The 14,909-nt window shown below is 37.6% G+C and carries 14 protein-coding genes; 7 read left to right on the top strand and 7 right to left on the bottom strand.

Annotation, left to right across the window (positions count from 1 at the left end):
- The first annotated feature begins 3 nt into the window (after nucleotides 1-3).
- The 4 genes from BTM29_RS02140 (at nucleotide 4) to BTM29_RS02155 (ending at nucleotide 3,408) form a co-directional block, all read left to right on the top strand.
- On the top strand, nucleotides 4-945 hold the full coding sequence (locus BTM29_RS02140) for a FecCD family ABC transporter permease (RefSeq protein ID WP_236906181.1): 942 nt from the start codon (nucleotides 4-6) through the stop codon (nucleotides 943-945).
- Nucleotides 942-1,940, top strand: coding sequence for a FecCD family ABC transporter permease (locus tag BTM29_RS02145; RefSeq protein WP_076613931.1), 999 nt, complete (start codon nucleotides 942-944; stop codon nucleotides 1,938-1,940). Before BTM29_RS02140 ends, BTM29_RS02145 begins: the two co-directional genes overlap by 4 nt.
- Nucleotides 1,941-2,025: 85 nt before the next feature.
- The gene (locus tag BTM29_RS02150) at nucleotides 2,026-2,460 is read left to right on the top strand and encodes a MarR family winged helix-turn-helix transcriptional regulator (protein WP_076613932.1); all 435 of its coding nucleotides are present in this window, start codon (nucleotides 2,026-2,028) and stop codon (nucleotides 2,458-2,460) included.
- A gap of 12 nt (nucleotides 2,461-2,472) precedes the next feature.
- Entirely contained in the window at nucleotides 2,473-3,408 is a 936-nt protein-coding gene (locus BTM29_RS02155; RefSeq protein ID WP_076613933.1) for a nucleoside hydrolase, read from the top strand.
- Between the two features lie 232 nt (nucleotides 3,409-3,640).
- On the opposite strand, the gene BTM29_RS02160 is transcribed toward BTM29_RS02155, so the two are convergent.
- Together BTM29_RS02160 and ald are read right to left on the bottom strand one after the other, a co-directional pair.
- Nucleotides 3,641-5,053, bottom strand: coding sequence for an NAD-dependent succinate-semialdehyde dehydrogenase (locus tag BTM29_RS02160; protein ID WP_076613934.1), 1,413 nt, complete (start codon nucleotides 5,051-5,053; stop codon nucleotides 3,641-3,643).
- A 158-nt stretch (nucleotides 5,054-5,211) separates the two neighbouring features.
- Entirely contained in the window at nucleotides 5,212-6,321 is a 1,110-nt protein-coding gene (gene ald / locus BTM29_RS02165; RefSeq protein WP_076613935.1) for an alanine dehydrogenase, read from the bottom strand.
- A gap of 344 nt (nucleotides 6,322-6,665) precedes the next feature.
- Between ald and BTM29_RS02170 the strand changes: the two genes are divergently transcribed.
- Nucleotides 6,666-7,379, top strand: coding sequence for a GntR family transcriptional regulator (locus BTM29_RS02170; RefSeq protein ID WP_076613936.1), 714 nt, complete (start codon nucleotides 6,666-6,668; stop codon nucleotides 7,377-7,379).
- 289 nt (nucleotides 7,380-7,668) lie between these two features.
- Here BTM29_RS02170 and celB read toward each other — a convergent pair whose 3' ends face one another.
- The 3 genes from celB to BTM29_RS02185 are packed head-to-tail and all read right to left on the bottom strand — an operon-like array spanning nucleotide 7,669 to nucleotide 11,039.
- Entirely contained in the window at nucleotides 7,669-9,051 is a 1,383-nt protein-coding gene (celB, locus tag BTM29_RS02175; protein WP_076613937.1) for a PTS cellobiose transporter subunit IIC, read from the bottom strand.
- A 24-nt stretch (nucleotides 9,052-9,075) separates the two neighbouring features.
- The gene (locus BTM29_RS02180) at nucleotides 9,076-9,573 is read right to left on the bottom strand and encodes a hypothetical protein (protein ID WP_076613938.1); all 498 of its coding nucleotides are present in this window, start codon (nucleotides 9,571-9,573) and stop codon (nucleotides 9,076-9,078) included.
- Between the two features lie 26 nt (nucleotides 9,574-9,599).
- Nucleotides 9,600-11,039, bottom strand: a complete 1,440-nt coding sequence (locus tag BTM29_RS02185) for a 6-phospho-beta-glucosidase (RefSeq protein ID WP_076613939.1) — start codon at nucleotides 11,037-11,039, stop codon at nucleotides 9,600-9,602.
- A gap of 266 nt (nucleotides 11,040-11,305) precedes the next feature.
- On the opposite strand from BTM29_RS02185, the gene BTM29_RS02190 reads away from it, so the two are divergent.
- Together BTM29_RS02190 and BTM29_RS02195 are read left to right on the top strand one after the other, a co-directional pair.
- A complete protein-coding gene (locus BTM29_RS02190) occupies nucleotides 11,306-11,983 on the top strand; it encodes a TVP38/TMEM64 family protein (RefSeq protein ID WP_076613940.1) in 678 nt (225 codons plus the stop codon).
- 162 nt (nucleotides 11,984-12,145) lie between these two features.
- On the top strand, nucleotides 12,146-13,024 hold the full coding sequence (locus BTM29_RS02195; protein ID WP_076613941.1) for a BadF/BadG/BcrA/BcrD ATPase family protein: 879 nt from the start codon (nucleotides 12,146-12,148) through the stop codon (nucleotides 13,022-13,024).
- A 197-nt stretch (nucleotides 13,025-13,221) separates the two neighbouring features.
- On the opposite strand, the gene BTM29_RS02200 is transcribed toward BTM29_RS02195, so the two are convergent.
- Together BTM29_RS02200 and BTM29_RS02205 are read right to left on the bottom strand one after the other, a co-directional pair.
- Nucleotides 13,222-14,520: a Y-family DNA polymerase gene (locus tag BTM29_RS02200; RefSeq protein ID WP_076613942.1), complete on the bottom strand. Its 1,299-nt coding sequence runs from the start codon at nucleotides 14,518-14,520 to the stop codon at nucleotides 13,222-13,224.
- Nucleotides 14,513-14,881 carry a hypothetical protein gene (locus BTM29_RS02205; RefSeq protein ID WP_076613943.1) on the bottom strand — a complete coding sequence of 123 codons (369 nt, stop codon included), beginning with the start codon at nucleotides 14,879-14,881 and terminating at the stop codon, nucleotides 14,513-14,515. Before BTM29_RS02205 ends, BTM29_RS02200 begins: the two co-directional genes overlap by 8 nt.
- Nucleotides 14,882-14,909: the final 28 nt, after the last annotated feature.

Consider the following 14,909-nt stretch of genomic DNA (forward strand, 5'->3'; position numbering starts at 1 on the left):
TTTGTGTTGCTTATTTTAAGTATCCGTTATGGCGCCAATCAAAATAGTAACGGTACTGTTTTTAACTCTATATTTAACTATCAAAAAGGAAATCTTGATCAACAGATCATCCGACAGATCCGGCTTCCACGTGTCATTGGCTCCGCAATCATCGGAAGTGCTCTAGCTTGTAGCGGTGCTCTAATGCAAAGTGTCACTAAGAACCCCTTGGCAGACTCTGGACTACTCGGAATTAATTCCGGTGCTGCTTTGATGTTGACGATTTGCTTTATTTTCTTCCCCAAATTTTCAACCGAACAAACAACTGTATTCGCAGTAATTGGAGCTTTGGTAGCTTCGGTTCTAGTCTTTGGAATCAGCTCAATGAAACACTCACAGATGAATCCAGCTATCCTAGTACTAGCTGGTATGGCAATTAGTGCCTTTTTCACCGCTATAAGTGAAGGGTTAGCACTTATTACCCACCTCAAGCAGGACTTGGCCTTTTGGCACTTTGGTGGCATGTCTTCGGTCAGTTGGTCACAACTAACTAATCTGGGACCTTTTATTATTATTGGACTTATTGTCGCACTACTACTTTCACCAAGTTTGAATCTGTTAAATCTAAGTGACGATTCGATCCAAAGTCTCGGTAAAAATACGAATCTGGTTCGTCTACTTTCACTACTTTGTGTCGTTATATTGTCAGGAATCTCAGTAGCCTTAGTGGGCGCTGTTGCCTTTGTTGGTTTAATCATTCCACATATTGCTAGATTTCTAGTCGGCACAGATTATCGCAAGGTAATGCCATTGACACTGCTTCTTGGAGCCAATTTGACTCTTTGTGCTGATCTAGTTGCCCGCACAATAAATCCACCAAATGAAACACCGTTTGGCATCATTATTTCATTAGTTGGTGTGCCATTCTTCATTTATTTGGCCAGAAAGGATGGTCAAAATATATGAAAAATAGAAAGTTGTTCCTCTGGATAACAAGTTTGATTATCTTAATAATAATTCTAGCCGTTATAAATTTGAACACTGGTGAGATGCGTGTTTCGCCAAGTGAGATCTTACAATTGGTCATCGGTAAAGGTACATATGAGAATTCTATTGTTATCTTCAACTTTAGACTACCACGTATCATTGTTGCTATTCTTGTCGGATTTGCCTTGGCGATTGCTGGTAATGTACTACAGATAACTACTCAAAATCCCATGGCAGACACAAGTTTCTTAGGCATCAATGCTGGAAGTGGCTTGGCCGTTATGTTATTCATCGCTTTTGTTAAGGATCAAGATGCTAACTTGTTCTTATTGCCATGTTTGGCCTTACTTGGTGCCATTTTCAGTACTGCACTAGTCTTTATTTGTGCATACAAAAAGGACACCGGTATAACGGCAAATCGCTTATTGTTGACTGGTGTCGCATTATCCGGATGTTTTTCATCCGTTATGGTCTTGTTCACCTTGAAATTATCACCAGAGAATTATCAATTCGTCATGAATTGGTTGACTGGTAGTATTTGGGGAACTAGCTGGTCGTTTATTTTGATATTTATCCCTTGGTTTGTCATTTTCACTGCCTTGATCTTCAGTAAATCAAAGATTCTTGATACCTTCAATCTTGGTGACGACTCCGCTAAGTCGCTTGGAATTTCACTCAAAAAAGAACGTATCATCTTAATTGGTTCAGCTGCCATTTTGGCTGGTGTCAGTGTATCCATCTCTGGATCTATTGGTTTTATTGGATTGATAACTCCAAATCTTGCTCGTCGTGTGATTGGATTTAGAAGTAGTAAGCAACTAATCTTATCTGGATTCTTAGGAAGTTGTCTACTAATCGCCTCTGACACACTTGGCAAAATCATAAGTACTACGACCGAACTTCCCGTCGGTATCATCGTCGCAGTTATTGGTGCACCGTATTTTGTATACATTTTGATCAAATCTAACGTATAATTTCACCTTTATTCGTCCTTTTTACAATTAGTCATTTCCACATGCTATAATTTGGATGTAATATATTGTCTCAAGGAGGCTTATCATGACAAACAATGTGGCCCACTTAATCAAGGTTGCTTCAAATGAGATCTCACGTAGTATCAATGATTTTGCGTCTAAATATAATCTGACCGGTACACAGGTACAAATAATAGATTTTCTAACTAGTCTACCGGAGAAAAAAGATATTTTTCAAAAAGACGTTGAAGCTGAATTCAATATTCGACGTTCAACCGCAACCAATATCCTTAAGAATATGGAAAAAAAGGATCTTATTAAACGTGTCCAAGTTTCAAGTGATTCACGATTAAAAAAAATCATCCTTTTACCTAAATCAACTGAATTAAAAGGTGCAATCGATAAGTTCATGAAAGAAAATGATCAAAAGATTCTCTCAAGTCTTGGCGCATTTGAACGTCTCGGTTTCACCCGTGCATTACAAAAGTTACCTGAAAAACTCAAATCAGATAAAAAGTGAGGTACTAGTTAAATGAAGAAAGTTATTATGGATTGTGATCCCGGAATCGACGATGCTATTGCATTGACAGTTCTATTGGCACATCAAAAACAAGTCGACCTTATTGGTCTAACGACCGTAGGTGGCAACGTTTCACTAGACAAAGTTACTGCAAATGCCAAAAAATTACTGACCTTTCTGGGTTCCAATACACAACTTGCCTCTGGACAATCACAACCACTAGTTAAAGAGATAGAAACTGCTGGTGAAATTCACGGTAAGACTGGTATGGATGGCTATGACTTCCCTAAAGAGAGCAGTGACTATCCATTAACAAGTCATAACGCCGTTACATTCATGTATGACAAAATTTCTAATTGTGACCAAAAAGTGAATATTGTTGCAACGGCCCCACTTACCAATATTGCTCTGTTACTAAAGACTTTCCCAGATGTCTCTAAAAATATTGAACATATCTATATTATGGGTGGCTCAACCTTGCAAGGTAACATAACTACTGCTGCTGAATTCAATGCTTATGTCGATCCAGAGGCTATGAAGATAGTCTTTGATTCTGGATTACCGATTACTCTTTCTGGCTTGAATTTAACTGAGAACAAAGCCTACATGACAATGGATGAGATTGATCATATCCAGGATTTAGGTAAAGTCGGCGTTATGGCACGCTCAATTCTTGAGTTTTATTCTTCAGCTGAACTTGCTAAAGGTATGACAAAAATTCCCGTTCACGATGCTTGCGCCGTTATGAGCATGCTTGCTCCAGAATTGTTCACCAAGAGTACCAATTATTCAATTGATGTCTCACTTTCAAATGATCAATTCCGTGGTATGACTTATCCTGACCGCCGAGTTTATTCTGAAGAACACAACAATATCGAAGTTTTGGAAGATGTTGACCGTGAAGCTTTTGTTCAATATCTGTTTGACTCTATCGCTTCTTATAAATAAATTGGTAACGAAAAAACCGACAATTAATGTCGGTTTTTATTTTTTCTAAGGTGTTTTTTTGCTTTCTTTTAAACTACTAGTGCTCCTCTTATTTACTTCTCAAATTTGCGGCTTAAACGCGCACCAAAACACAATTTCTTCCGATTAACGTACATAGGACGTCATTCACATTCGTGAATGGCGCCCCATATTATGTTAATGCTCGGAAATTTTCGTGTTTTGGTGCGCTCCTCTAGAACTTAGCAAGTCCTCCAGCTGGATTACTCCAATCTGGTGATTGTGCGGTAACAACTAGCTTATCATTCACAAAGGCATTAAGTCCTAATTGACTCATTTCTCTTCCATAACCTGACCCTTTAACACCGCCAAATGGTAGCTCTGGCAAGGATACTAAGAATGAATTTACAAAGACCATACCTGTTTCAATTTTACTTGCAATTTCTTTGCCATGTGCAGGATTTCTTGAAAGTACGATGCCACCCAAACCAAGTTCTGAATCATTAGCTAGGTCAATTGCTTCTTGATCACTGCCTACTTTGAACACTTGTGCCACTGGTCCAAATAATTCATCGTAAAATTCAGGATTATCTTTAGTAATATTTGTCAAAATAGTTGGTTGGATAAATTGACCAGGTAAATCAATAGGCTCATTTCCAAAGGCAACTTTTGCACCACCTTCAATAGCCTTATCAATCTGCCCTTGTAATTTAGACTTCGCACGTGCTGAATTCATTGGTGCATAAGAAGTCTTTGGATCCATTGGATCTCCTGGTTTCAACTTTGCAAAAGCCACTTTTAATTTGGCTAAGAACTCATCATACAAGTTATCGGCAACGATAAATCTCTTATTTGAAGTACATACTTGACCATTATTGTAGATACGAACTCTCCAAGCTAGATCAACAGCCATATCAACATCGGCATCGGATAACACGACAAAAGCGTCTGATCCACCTAATTCCATTGAGTTTTTCTTTAAGTTTTTACCGGCAACGGCTGCGACTGATTGACCACCACGTTTTGAACCAGTCAGTGCAACTCCTTGTATACGAGAATCTGCAATGATGTCACTAACTTGGTCATAACTGGCAAACAAGTTAGTCAAACTACCATCTGGTGCACCTGCTTCTTTAACAATCTTTTCAAACGCTTCAGCAGATCCAGGAGTATTTGAAGCATGCTTCAAGATCATTGGGTTACCAACTATGAAGTTTGGTGCAAAGACACGCATTATTTGATAGTACGGAAAGTTCCATGGTTCAACCATCATCAATACACCGGTTGCTTGATGAAGTATCTCAGCGGCACCAGTGGCTTTTGTAGATATTGGTGTTGGTTTCAACAAGTCTTCGCCATTTTCTGCATAATAATCAGCAATGATCGCGCACAACTCCACTTCACCTTTTGATTCATTCAAAAGTTTACCCATGTCTATTGTGGCAATTTTTGCTAGCTCATCTTCATTTTTTCTCAATAATTCCGCAATTTTATGCAAAATTCTAGCACGATCAGCTATAGGTTCATCGCGCCATTCTTTATATAGTGCATGCCCAGTACTCAAGGCCTTTTCGATTTCATCAGCCGTTGCATCTGGGTATGATTTCACAAGTTCATTATTATATGGATTAACTGTTTTATAAGCCATTTTAATCGCTCCTAATATTCAAAGAATTGAAATAAACTACACCTGAGTTACGGTTTTATTGTAACTTAATCGTTTGTTTTTACAATTATTTTAACTCAAGCGCTTACATTAATAGAATGAATTATTAGGAGATTATTAATTTGATATTTGAAATTTTCTTAGACTAATTCGCCGGAAAGCTCAGTATAATCAACTCCCAGACTATCGCTAACGGCCTTCTCAGTTAAATTACCATGGTAAGTATTAATACCGCTCATAACAGTATGATTAACACTGGCTCTTTGAATCCCTTCATTAGCAATCTGAATCGCATACGGGAGAGTTGCACTGGATAATGCTTCTGTGGCAGTCTTTGGAACGGCTCCGGGAATATTGGCAACTGTATAATGGACAACTCCATGTGATAAGTAGATCGGATCTTCATGTGTTGTAGCTTTAATGCTAGTTTCAAACATCCCACCTTGATCAATCGGAATATCCACCACAACAGACCCCGGTTCCATACTCTCGACCATTTCTTCTGTAACAAGTTTTGGAGCGACCGCACCTGGAACTAAGACAGCTCCAACAACCAAGTCAGACTGTTTGACGCACTCAGCAATATTGTGAGGATTGGACATCAAAGTGTGAATCCTACCGTCAAAGATATTCTCTAATTCAGCCAATCTCTGTGCATTGATATCAAGAATCGTCACGTCAGCACCCATTCCAACTGCCATCTTAGCAGCATTGAATCCCACTGTACCGGCTCCAATAATCGTTACTTTACCCTGTCGAACTCCAGGTGTTCCACCTAGTAACAACCCTTTTCCCTGATGAGGTTCTTCTAAGAAATGTGCACCAACTTGTACTGACATTTTCCCAGCAATCACACTCATTGGAACTAACAATGGCAATCCGCCTCTTGGTCCAACCATTGTTTCATAAGCGACCCCAGTTACTTTGTTATCCATAAGTGCATCTGTCAAAGGTCTATTTGCGGCAAGGTGTAAATATGTATAAATAATTAAGTCTTCACGGAAATACTTGTACTCTGAAGCTATCGGCTCTTTGACCTTAATCACCATTTCACAGTCCCAAGCTTCTTTGGCACTTCCAATTGTGGCACCTATTGATTCATAGTCTGTATCGAGATATCCGGAACCTACACCCGCACTGGTTTCAACAACTACTGTATGTCCAGCCTTTATTAAGTCTGAAACACCGGCTGGGAACATTCCTACACGATCTTCTTGGCTCTTGATTTCTCTAGGTATACCAATCTTCATTTTGAATTCTCCTTTGTTTTTGGAATCGTTTTCCTTAATATGGCTTGAGCATATCATATAATTAATCCCTTCACAATATCAAAAAATATATAATACCTTTTTCCAAAGTAATCCTTGATATGAACGAATTCACCACTAAAAATAAATATTTTATTTTGAAATATTCACAAGATATTTTCGATATTGAATTTTGGATCCACGATACACTCACACCCAAAACCAATTTCAAAATATTACGTCTCAAATCAATGTTTCACCTTGATAAATCAACCTAGAAACCGTATAGTTATAATATTGGTATATTCCACATAGGTACCAACAAGTTCTATAAAGGAGAACAAATTATGGTACTAAAATATCAAGAAATCGCAAGTGACTTAGCTAATAAAGTTAATAATCATGACTACACTGACAAACTTCCCAGTGAAGGTGAATTGATGACCGAATATGACGCCAGTCGCAATACCATTCGTAACTCACTAGACATTTTGTATAATCAAGGATTGATCAAACGTATCCAAGGTAGTGGCTACTTCGTCAACACTGCATTACACGGTGAAGATTACGTTATGAACCTAGCCAACAAAGTAGGAATGAACTCGCTTGGCGTTAAATATCCGATAACTTCCAAAGTTTTGAAGTTAGAATCAATTCAAGCTGACGATAAATTGGCTAAAATACTCGAATGCGAAGTCGGTGCGCCAGTATATTTCATACAACGACTTCGCCACAGTAACAACAAACTCTATGCACTAGAAACGACATATTATTTAAAGGAGTTCATCCCCTATCTTAATAAAGAAATCTGCGAAAAATCTATCTTCAGCTTCATCATCGAAAATTACCACATTTCGATTAAAAACGCCGATGAATATGTTACTATTCATAATTTAACAGCCACTGAAGCCAAGATTACTGAACGCACTGAAAATTCACCAGCTTTGAGAATTGAGGAAATAAATTATCTCAAAAGCGAGCGTCCATTCAATTATTCTAAAACTTGCTACTTCCAAGATGATTTGACACTTTATTATCATGTAAGTAACTACCTAAACTAGAGAGTGAAAAATACCGGGAGATGCCGAGCAGTGCCTAGACTATTGAATGTATCACAAAATGATACATTCAATAGTCGTAGCAAGCACAGACATCTGGTATTTTTCACTCGTTTCAACCAAAAATGTGATGGTAGTATTACTCAAATTTGCAGCGAAAACGTATGCCAAAGCACAACTTTCTCCGTTTAGTTCAAAAAAGCCTAGCATTTACTTTCGTAAATACTAGACTTTTTCGTACTATACTCAAAAGCTGAACGCGCTTTGGCACACTTTATATTTCACACTATCTTTAATCAGTAACAGCATCCCCTGCATCAGCAGCGATTTCTGCACCTTTTGCTTGTTCTTCTGTATATAACTTATTATCGTAAAACTTGATGAATGGATAGTAAATCACTGTGGCAGCTAGTGCTGTTACAACACCCAACACTGCACCTCTCCAATCACCACCGGTACCAATAAATCCACTTAGACCAACTGGTGATGGCCATGGAACTTGAGCAATAACAGCATGGACCATATGGAACTTAATAGCAAAGTAACTGATTGAAGCAGCTACCATTGGAGCTAGGAAGAATGGTACAGCCAAATATGGGTTATAAACCATTGGCATACCGAAGATAATAGGCTCATTGATATTGAAGATCGATGGAACAATGGCAGCCTTACCAAGAGTCTTCAATTGTGTAGATCTGGCAAATAATGTAATGAAAATAACCATACCTAAAGTAGCACCTGAACCACCAACTGTAACGAACATGTTGTTGAATTCACCAGCGAATGGAATATTTCCACCAGCTTGGTTAGCTTCCATATTTGCTAAAACAATAGGTGTAAGGAATGATGTGATGATTGTAGCACCGTGAATACCAACGATCCACAAAGCATGAATCAAGAAGTAAATGACCATGACACCAAGCCATGAACTAGCTAAGTTAGTAACGAAACTAAATGGAATTGAGATCATCTTGAAAATATCTGTTCCAAGAGCAACCAAAGTTCCGTTGATGATCAAAACAACAAATACAATAACAAATGTTGGAATCAAAGCTGTAAATGAACGTGAAACACCTGTTGGTAATGTATCTGGCATCTTAATGATCCAGTTACGTTTAACACAGAGACAATATAATTTAACAGCTAGAATCGACATAATAATTGCTGTAAAAATACCACTAGTACCTAATCTATCGATTGTTGCACTCATACGGAATCCATTAACAACTGTTTCTGTAGAAGTGATTGAGTTAACAAGCTTCAATGTTCCACCCTTAACTACCAATTCTGGTAGACATAAGAAGAATGCGAACATTGATAAAAGAGCACCGTTAAGCGGATTAACAGAGATTTTCTCTTCATGAGCTTGAATCTTGGTATATTCGTAACCAAAAACCAAACCAAAGTATAACGACAAGATTCCCATTGTACATGTATTAGCTAACATGTATAGGTCACTAAATTTGAAAAATGTAGCGTCGAAGAATCCCTTTAGAGCAGGAAATGTATCTGGCAAAATATTCAAAACTAAGAACATTGAACCCACGATAGTGAACGGAATACTGGCCATACCAGCTGCCATAACACCACGAACGATTCTGAATTGAGATAGTTTACCCATTGGCCCCATAAGGTATTTTTCCATAAACTGGAATACTTTATTGTTACTATCCATTTCTACTTCTCCCTATAATATATTTTATAGATTTATCGAATTGCGATAATCCTTAATTCTCGATAATGACTTGTCTAATCCATTACTGATATTGTAAATTTTGCGTTCAAGTACCAGACATCCCAAAGCCCCAATTATTAGGATACTGATCATAAAATTGGCTCCGTTTGGACGTACAAATGGAAATATCTCTGAAAACATTGATGTATAGCTTAATCCAGCCATTATCAGATTAACTAATAACTGTGCCAAATAATATCTGAAAGCATGCGGTACATCGTTTCCTCGATCATGATATTTCTTAACTTGTTCAACTATCACAAAAATAGAACTGATCAAAAGTAGCGCGGGAATAATAGCGGCAGGCTTGTGATAACCTGCGAGTAATATAAACCAATACATATTGGCGAAGAAATATCCGGCTGTTAGATACCGAATCAGTAAGAATCGATTAAAATACATACTGCGAATACTCACCTTGTTCTTATTTCTCTCGAAATCTTTCTTTTCAGCATCAGTCATTAAATATTCCTCCATAAATAGTTGAATTAAGTTAAATCTGCTCCATTGGACTCAATAACTTTCTTATACCAATAGAATGAATCCTTACGTGAACGTTCCATTGTACCAACACCTTCGTCATTTTTGTCCACATAGATAAAGCCGTAACGCTTATCCATCTGACCAGTTCCGGCAGAAACAAGATCGATACAACCCCAAGGTGTGTAGCCCATTAGATCAACGTGATCTAAGACAACGGCCTTTTTTACTTCCTCTAAGTGAGCTCTTAGATAATCGATTCGATAGTCATCGTGGATCTCTCCGTTGGATTCAACCTTATCAAATGCTCCTAAGCCATTTTCAACAATGAATAATGGTAAGTGATATCTATCAGTCAATAGATTCAATGAATATCTCAAACCAATTGGATCAATTGGCCAACCCCAGTCACTAACTTCCAAATAATCATTTTTGGCGATGACATCACTAGGATCTACCAAGTGATCGGCATCTATTTTGTCAGCTGAAACAGTCATTGATTGGTAATAACTGAATCCTACATAATCAACGACACCCTCACTCAGAATTACTTTATCCTCTTCAGTAATGTCACTACGGTAGCCGTTACGCTCAATGTATGCTTCAGTTTCCTTAGGATATTCACCGAATACATGCACATCTGAGAACCAGTTACGACGTTGGTCAACGCGTTGTGCCAATAAGATATCCTTTGGTGCTGAAGTCTTAGGATAAACTGGTGTGTAATTGATCATACAACCTATCTCAAAGTCAGGATTGATCTTTCTGGCTTCTTTGATTGCTAGTGCTGAAGCAACTAATTCATAATGGGCAGCTTGATACATTGCTGCTTCGTTATTTGTGTCCTTTGAGAAGATAAGTCCAGAATTAGTTGTCATCATGAATTCATTGTTAAACGAACTCTGGTTGTCAATTTCATTGAAGGTCATCCAATACTTAACTTTGTTCTTGTAACGCTTGAAACAAGTCGTCGCAAATTTAACGAAAAAGTCGATAACCTTGCGATTGGCAAAACCACCATATTCCTCAACTAGGTGATAAGGCATTTCAAAATGAGCTAGTGTGATTACTGGTTCGATTCCATATTTGTGACATTCATCAAATAAGTCATCGTAAAATTTCAACCCTTCTTCATTTGGTTCCTGCTCGTCCCCCTGTGGAAAGATTCTTGTCCAAGCGATAGATGTTCTGAAACACTTGAATCCCATTTCCGCAAAAAGTTTTACATCCTCTTTGTAATGATGATAAAAATCTATTGCCTCATGATTAGGATAATTCTTACCCGGGATCACTCCATCAGTGATCTCACGTGGTGTTGTATTTGATCCAACCGTCATAACGTCAGCAACAGATACACCTTTACCACCATCTTGCCAGCCACCTTCTAATTGATGAGCGGCAACAGCTCCTCCCCACAAGAAGCCATCTGGAAATTTCATTTCAGACATATAATTTGCACCTTTCTATATTAATTTTATGAAACCGTTTTCTCTACAAGCACTAGTATAATTTGTTGGTACTAATATTTCAAGTACCAATATAATTTAATTGTTAGACAAAATAAAAAAATCGCTATCTCACGCTGTTTAGGCATGTAATAACGATTTTTTATTTAGTGTTTTGGTAAAAAATACATACTTTAAAAATCCTTTGGTTACTTTCACAAATAACTATGCTAAGTTGAAACTATAAACATTTTATTTGGGGGCAGTCAATGAAGCTATGGCATAAGATATTTTTCATCACAATAGGTCTGATTGGATTCATCAGTCTTTGCTTTGTCATTTGGATTAATTATCGTGAGGTTATTGAGACCTTCTTTACCTATACTTTCGACCGCCAAACATTAATCAACTTATTACGGCATCAGGGTAAACATAATATAATTCTATTCATGGCAGTAATAGCTATTGGATCAGCTATTCCCGGTATGCCAATTGCGGCAGTAGCGGTTCTAACGGGGGTCTGCTTTGGTAACTGGCTTGGATTTGCCATAAATGTAGTTGGTATTTTCCTTGGAAACTTACTATCACTATACATTTTAGGCAAATTTCCACACAAAATTAGACCAAGTCGCTTTCGTCCAGTAGCTGATCATCTCAAAAATATGCGCCATCCCCGATTAGGACTTAGTATCGGCTATGCTGTGCCAATGTTGCCAACTCTATTAGTCAATTACGCAGCACTAGAAATGCAAATATCGTTAAAAAACAAGGCTATGTGTATCTTAATTGGTTCCTTACCAGTTTCATTTCTTTACGCATTCGGTGGCAATGAATTGTTAGTGGGAAATACAAAGGCAGGCGTTATAATATTGGCTCTAATCTTATTATTATTTGGATTATACGAAATCATTAAACGAGATCAACGTATTTTGAAAGCTAATGATTAATTCGGATATTCAATAAACTGGAATTCTTTAGGCATATTTATCAAGCCAAGGAATTCCAGTTTTTCATTTATCAAAAATATAATAATTACACCATAAACAGAATGTTTACTAAACTAGTGATATATTGGAATTAACATCAAACTATAATAGAGGTATGAATCATTGAGTGAAAAGAAGTTTAACATCGGAGTAGATGCCGGTGGGACCAAGACTAGAGCCTGTTTATTCGATGGAGACACTGTAATTTCAGAACCCATCACTGACATGGGTAATCCAGTAGAGAATTATGATTTGGCAATGAACAATATTCAATATGCAATCGACTCTGTTTTGCACGATAAAAACATATCGTCTACAGATGTATCTTGTATTGGAATCGGTTGTGCTGGCGCAGATTCATCTGGATTAGTTCCAATTATGGTGCACTCGTTTGAGAAGAAATATAAAACTAAGATAATTATAAAAAGCGACGTCGTTATGAGCCACATCGCCACATTCAACAACAAAGACGGTGTCTTGTTAATATCTGGTACTGGGTCAGCCGTCATCAATCGTGGCAACGACAAATTCATCAAAAAAGGTGGTTGGGGACCAACAATCGGTGATCAAGGTAGTGCCTATTGGATTGGCATTCACTTCGTTAAACAACTGACTGAATATATGGACGATAACCCTGTTGAAAAGGGATTTGAAGAATTGGTTCCTAAACTTCAAGAAACACTCAAAGATAGAAAAGACATTATCGATACAGTTTATTTACGACCTAAGAAAAATGTCGCAAATCTGTCATTAATAACGCTTGAATTCCCAGATAATCTTTATGTTAAAAAACTATTGAACTATGCCGGCCTTGAATTGAGCAAGATGGTACTATCAGTAATTACTTATCCTGAAAATACAAATCTTGCCATTGAAGGTAGCGTCATCAAGAATAATGCCGTTGTCCGTCATGCGATGGAACATAACTTAACTAAACATGGTGTTAAATTCACTTATCGTGATACTGTTTCCGGTTCACATGGGGTTTTATTTTTGAGTTAAAATGTCTAATAACGCATGGCTTTTTCCGCTAAAGTTCAAGACACATTTCGATATTCTTTCTACTTGTTTGCTTCGCAAACGCGTAATAACACATAATTTTTTCCGCTTAATTTAAATATTCCTAGCAATCACGATGTGATTACTAGGAATATTTAAGTTAATGCTCGAAAATTGCCCATGTGTTATTACGCTCTAAATCAATCATAAGCATTGCCACCACTATGCCCACCAACTAGTGAAGCTCGACTTTTAGCAGTTCCAGCATCCAAAAGTGAACTAGCCTTGATCAGTGAATTGAAACCAAAACGTTTACGAATATCATCGACCAAATAATCCAAGTCGTGTGCCTTGATCTGTTTATCTGCCTTTTGGAAAATATCCAGCTGCAGGTCATTATCATCAGTTAGATCTCCAACACTGACACTGATATTCCTAACTATTTCACCGTTATATAGCTCTCTAAACATCAACAATAACTGCGCTACAATATCTTTATTCAAATTAGTGGCTTCAATTTTCTTAGACTTACCAAACCCACTTTTATCACTGATCTGATTGAAACCAAACCCGACATATAAATGGATATTTCGTGCCATCTTATGTCTTGAACGGATACGTGATGCCACCTGCTCACCTATTTCTCTTATGACAATTTCAATATCACGTTGTTTAGTGTAATCCCGTGGCAATACTTGTGAATTACCAAATGACTTAGACTTAGCGTGGAACTTTTGCGTTAATATTGACCGATCCACTCCCCAAGAATGTGCGAAAAGTTGTTCACCAACGACGCCGAATTCTTTTTTTAACCAGTAAGGATCATAACTGGCCAATTCTTTTATCGTATAGATACCTAATTTGTTCAAGCGTTTTTCTGTTCTTTTGTTCACTCCCCAAAAGTCAGTTAAGTTATCGATCTTCCAAACCTTATCCGGTACATTTTGATAGGACCAATATGCCATGAAACTCTCATTGTGCTTGGCTTCATTGTCTAGTGCTAATTTGGCCAGCAATGGATTATCTCCAATACCAACGGTCGTATACAAGCCCAATTTATCTCTAACTTCCCTTTGAATCCTTCTAGCGACATCAAAAGGTGTCTTGCCAAATAACCTCCAAGACTTGGTCAGATCCAAAATACTCTCATCAATTGAATATGGATGTAGATCTTCGTCAGCGACATATTCTCTGAAGATATTATTGATCTGTAAGTTACGATGTATGTACAAGTTCATCCGAGGTGGGACAATTATCATTTCTTTTAACATCGGTAAGTCACATCCGTGCGAAACATTATTCTTAATGCCGTATTTTTTCTTCGCCATTGGAGAAGTTGCTAGTACCAATCCACTGCCGGTATTATCTGCCCTCGACATCACGACTAGTACTGCTTCAAGTGGATTGATTCCCAGTTCGACACATTCACAGCTTGCATAAAATGACTTGTTATCAATGGCAAATATCAATCTGCGTGGTTCATTTTTGTAATCATACACTTCTATCGCCTACCGTTCTCACGTTTCTAATATTATCAAGTTTGACCTTTGTTTCATTGACCATTACGGATTCTTCATTATATCCGAGTACATTTCCGTCAATTTCACACGGTATTTTCCCCTCTAAGTCAAGATTGTTCTCTTGAACGATCACTGTTAATCCACTACTAAAGGAATTGAACAATATCTGTCCTATCTCTTCTTCACTTTGTTGCGGAAGTATCTCAATAATGGTATTTCGCTCTTTGTCTTGTTTGGCCCACTTAATCGTATGATCACTGAGGTAGAACCCCTGCCACTTCTTCATCCCACGATCATTGTAGTTGGCAAAAAACTTATTTAATTCATCATCAGAAAGCATTCTATCACCTTAATCACATTATACGAAC

Source organism: Companilactobacillus allii (assembly GCF_001971585.1).
Classification (GTDB): Bacteria; Bacillota; Bacilli; order Lactobacillales; family Lactobacillaceae; genus Companilactobacillus; species Companilactobacillus allii.

What these genes read in the sequence shown, in the direction of transcription:
- BTM29_RS02160 (WP_076613934.1), bottom strand. Translation starts at nt 5,053, where the DNA reads ATGGCTTATAAAACAGTTAATCCATATAATAATGAACTTGTGAAATCA.
- celB (WP_076613937.1), bottom strand. Translation starts at nt 9,051, where the DNA reads ATGGATAGTAACAATAAAGTATTCCAGTTTATGGAAAAATACCTTATG.
- BTM29_RS02145 (WP_076613931.1), top strand. Translation starts at nt 942, where the DNA reads ATGAAAAATAGAAAGTTGTTCCTCTGGATAACAAGTTTGATTATCTTA.
- BTM29_RS02185 (WP_076613939.1), bottom strand. Translation starts at nt 11,039, where the DNA reads ATGTCTGAAATGAAATTTCCAGATGGCTTCTTGTGGGGAGGAGCTGTT.
- BTM29_RS02180 (WP_076613938.1), bottom strand. Translation starts at nt 9,573, where the DNA reads ATGACTGATGCTGAAAAGAAAGATTTCGAGAGAAATAAGAACAAGGTG.
- BTM29_RS02150 (WP_076613932.1), top strand. Translation starts at nt 2,026, where the DNA reads ATGACAAACAATGTGGCCCACTTAATCAAGGTTGCTTCAAATGAGATC.
- BTM29_RS02170 (WP_076613936.1), top strand. Translation starts at nt 6,666, where the DNA reads ATGGTACTAAAATATCAAGAAATCGCAAGTGACTTAGCTAATAAAGTT.
- BTM29_RS02190 (WP_076613940.1), top strand. Translation starts at nt 11,306, where the DNA reads ATGAAGCTATGGCATAAGATATTTTTCATCACAATAGGTCTGATTGGA.
- BTM29_RS02205 (WP_076613943.1), bottom strand. Translation starts at nt 14,881, where the DNA reads ATGCTTTCTGATGATGAATTAAATAAGTTTTTTGCCAACTACAATGAT.
- BTM29_RS02155 (WP_076613933.1), top strand. Translation starts at nt 2,473, where the DNA reads ATGAAGAAAGTTATTATGGATTGTGATCCCGGAATCGACGATGCTATT.
- ald (WP_076613935.1), bottom strand. Translation starts at nt 6,321, where the DNA reads ATGAAGATTGGTATACCTAGAGAAATCAAGAGCCAAGAAGATCGTGTA.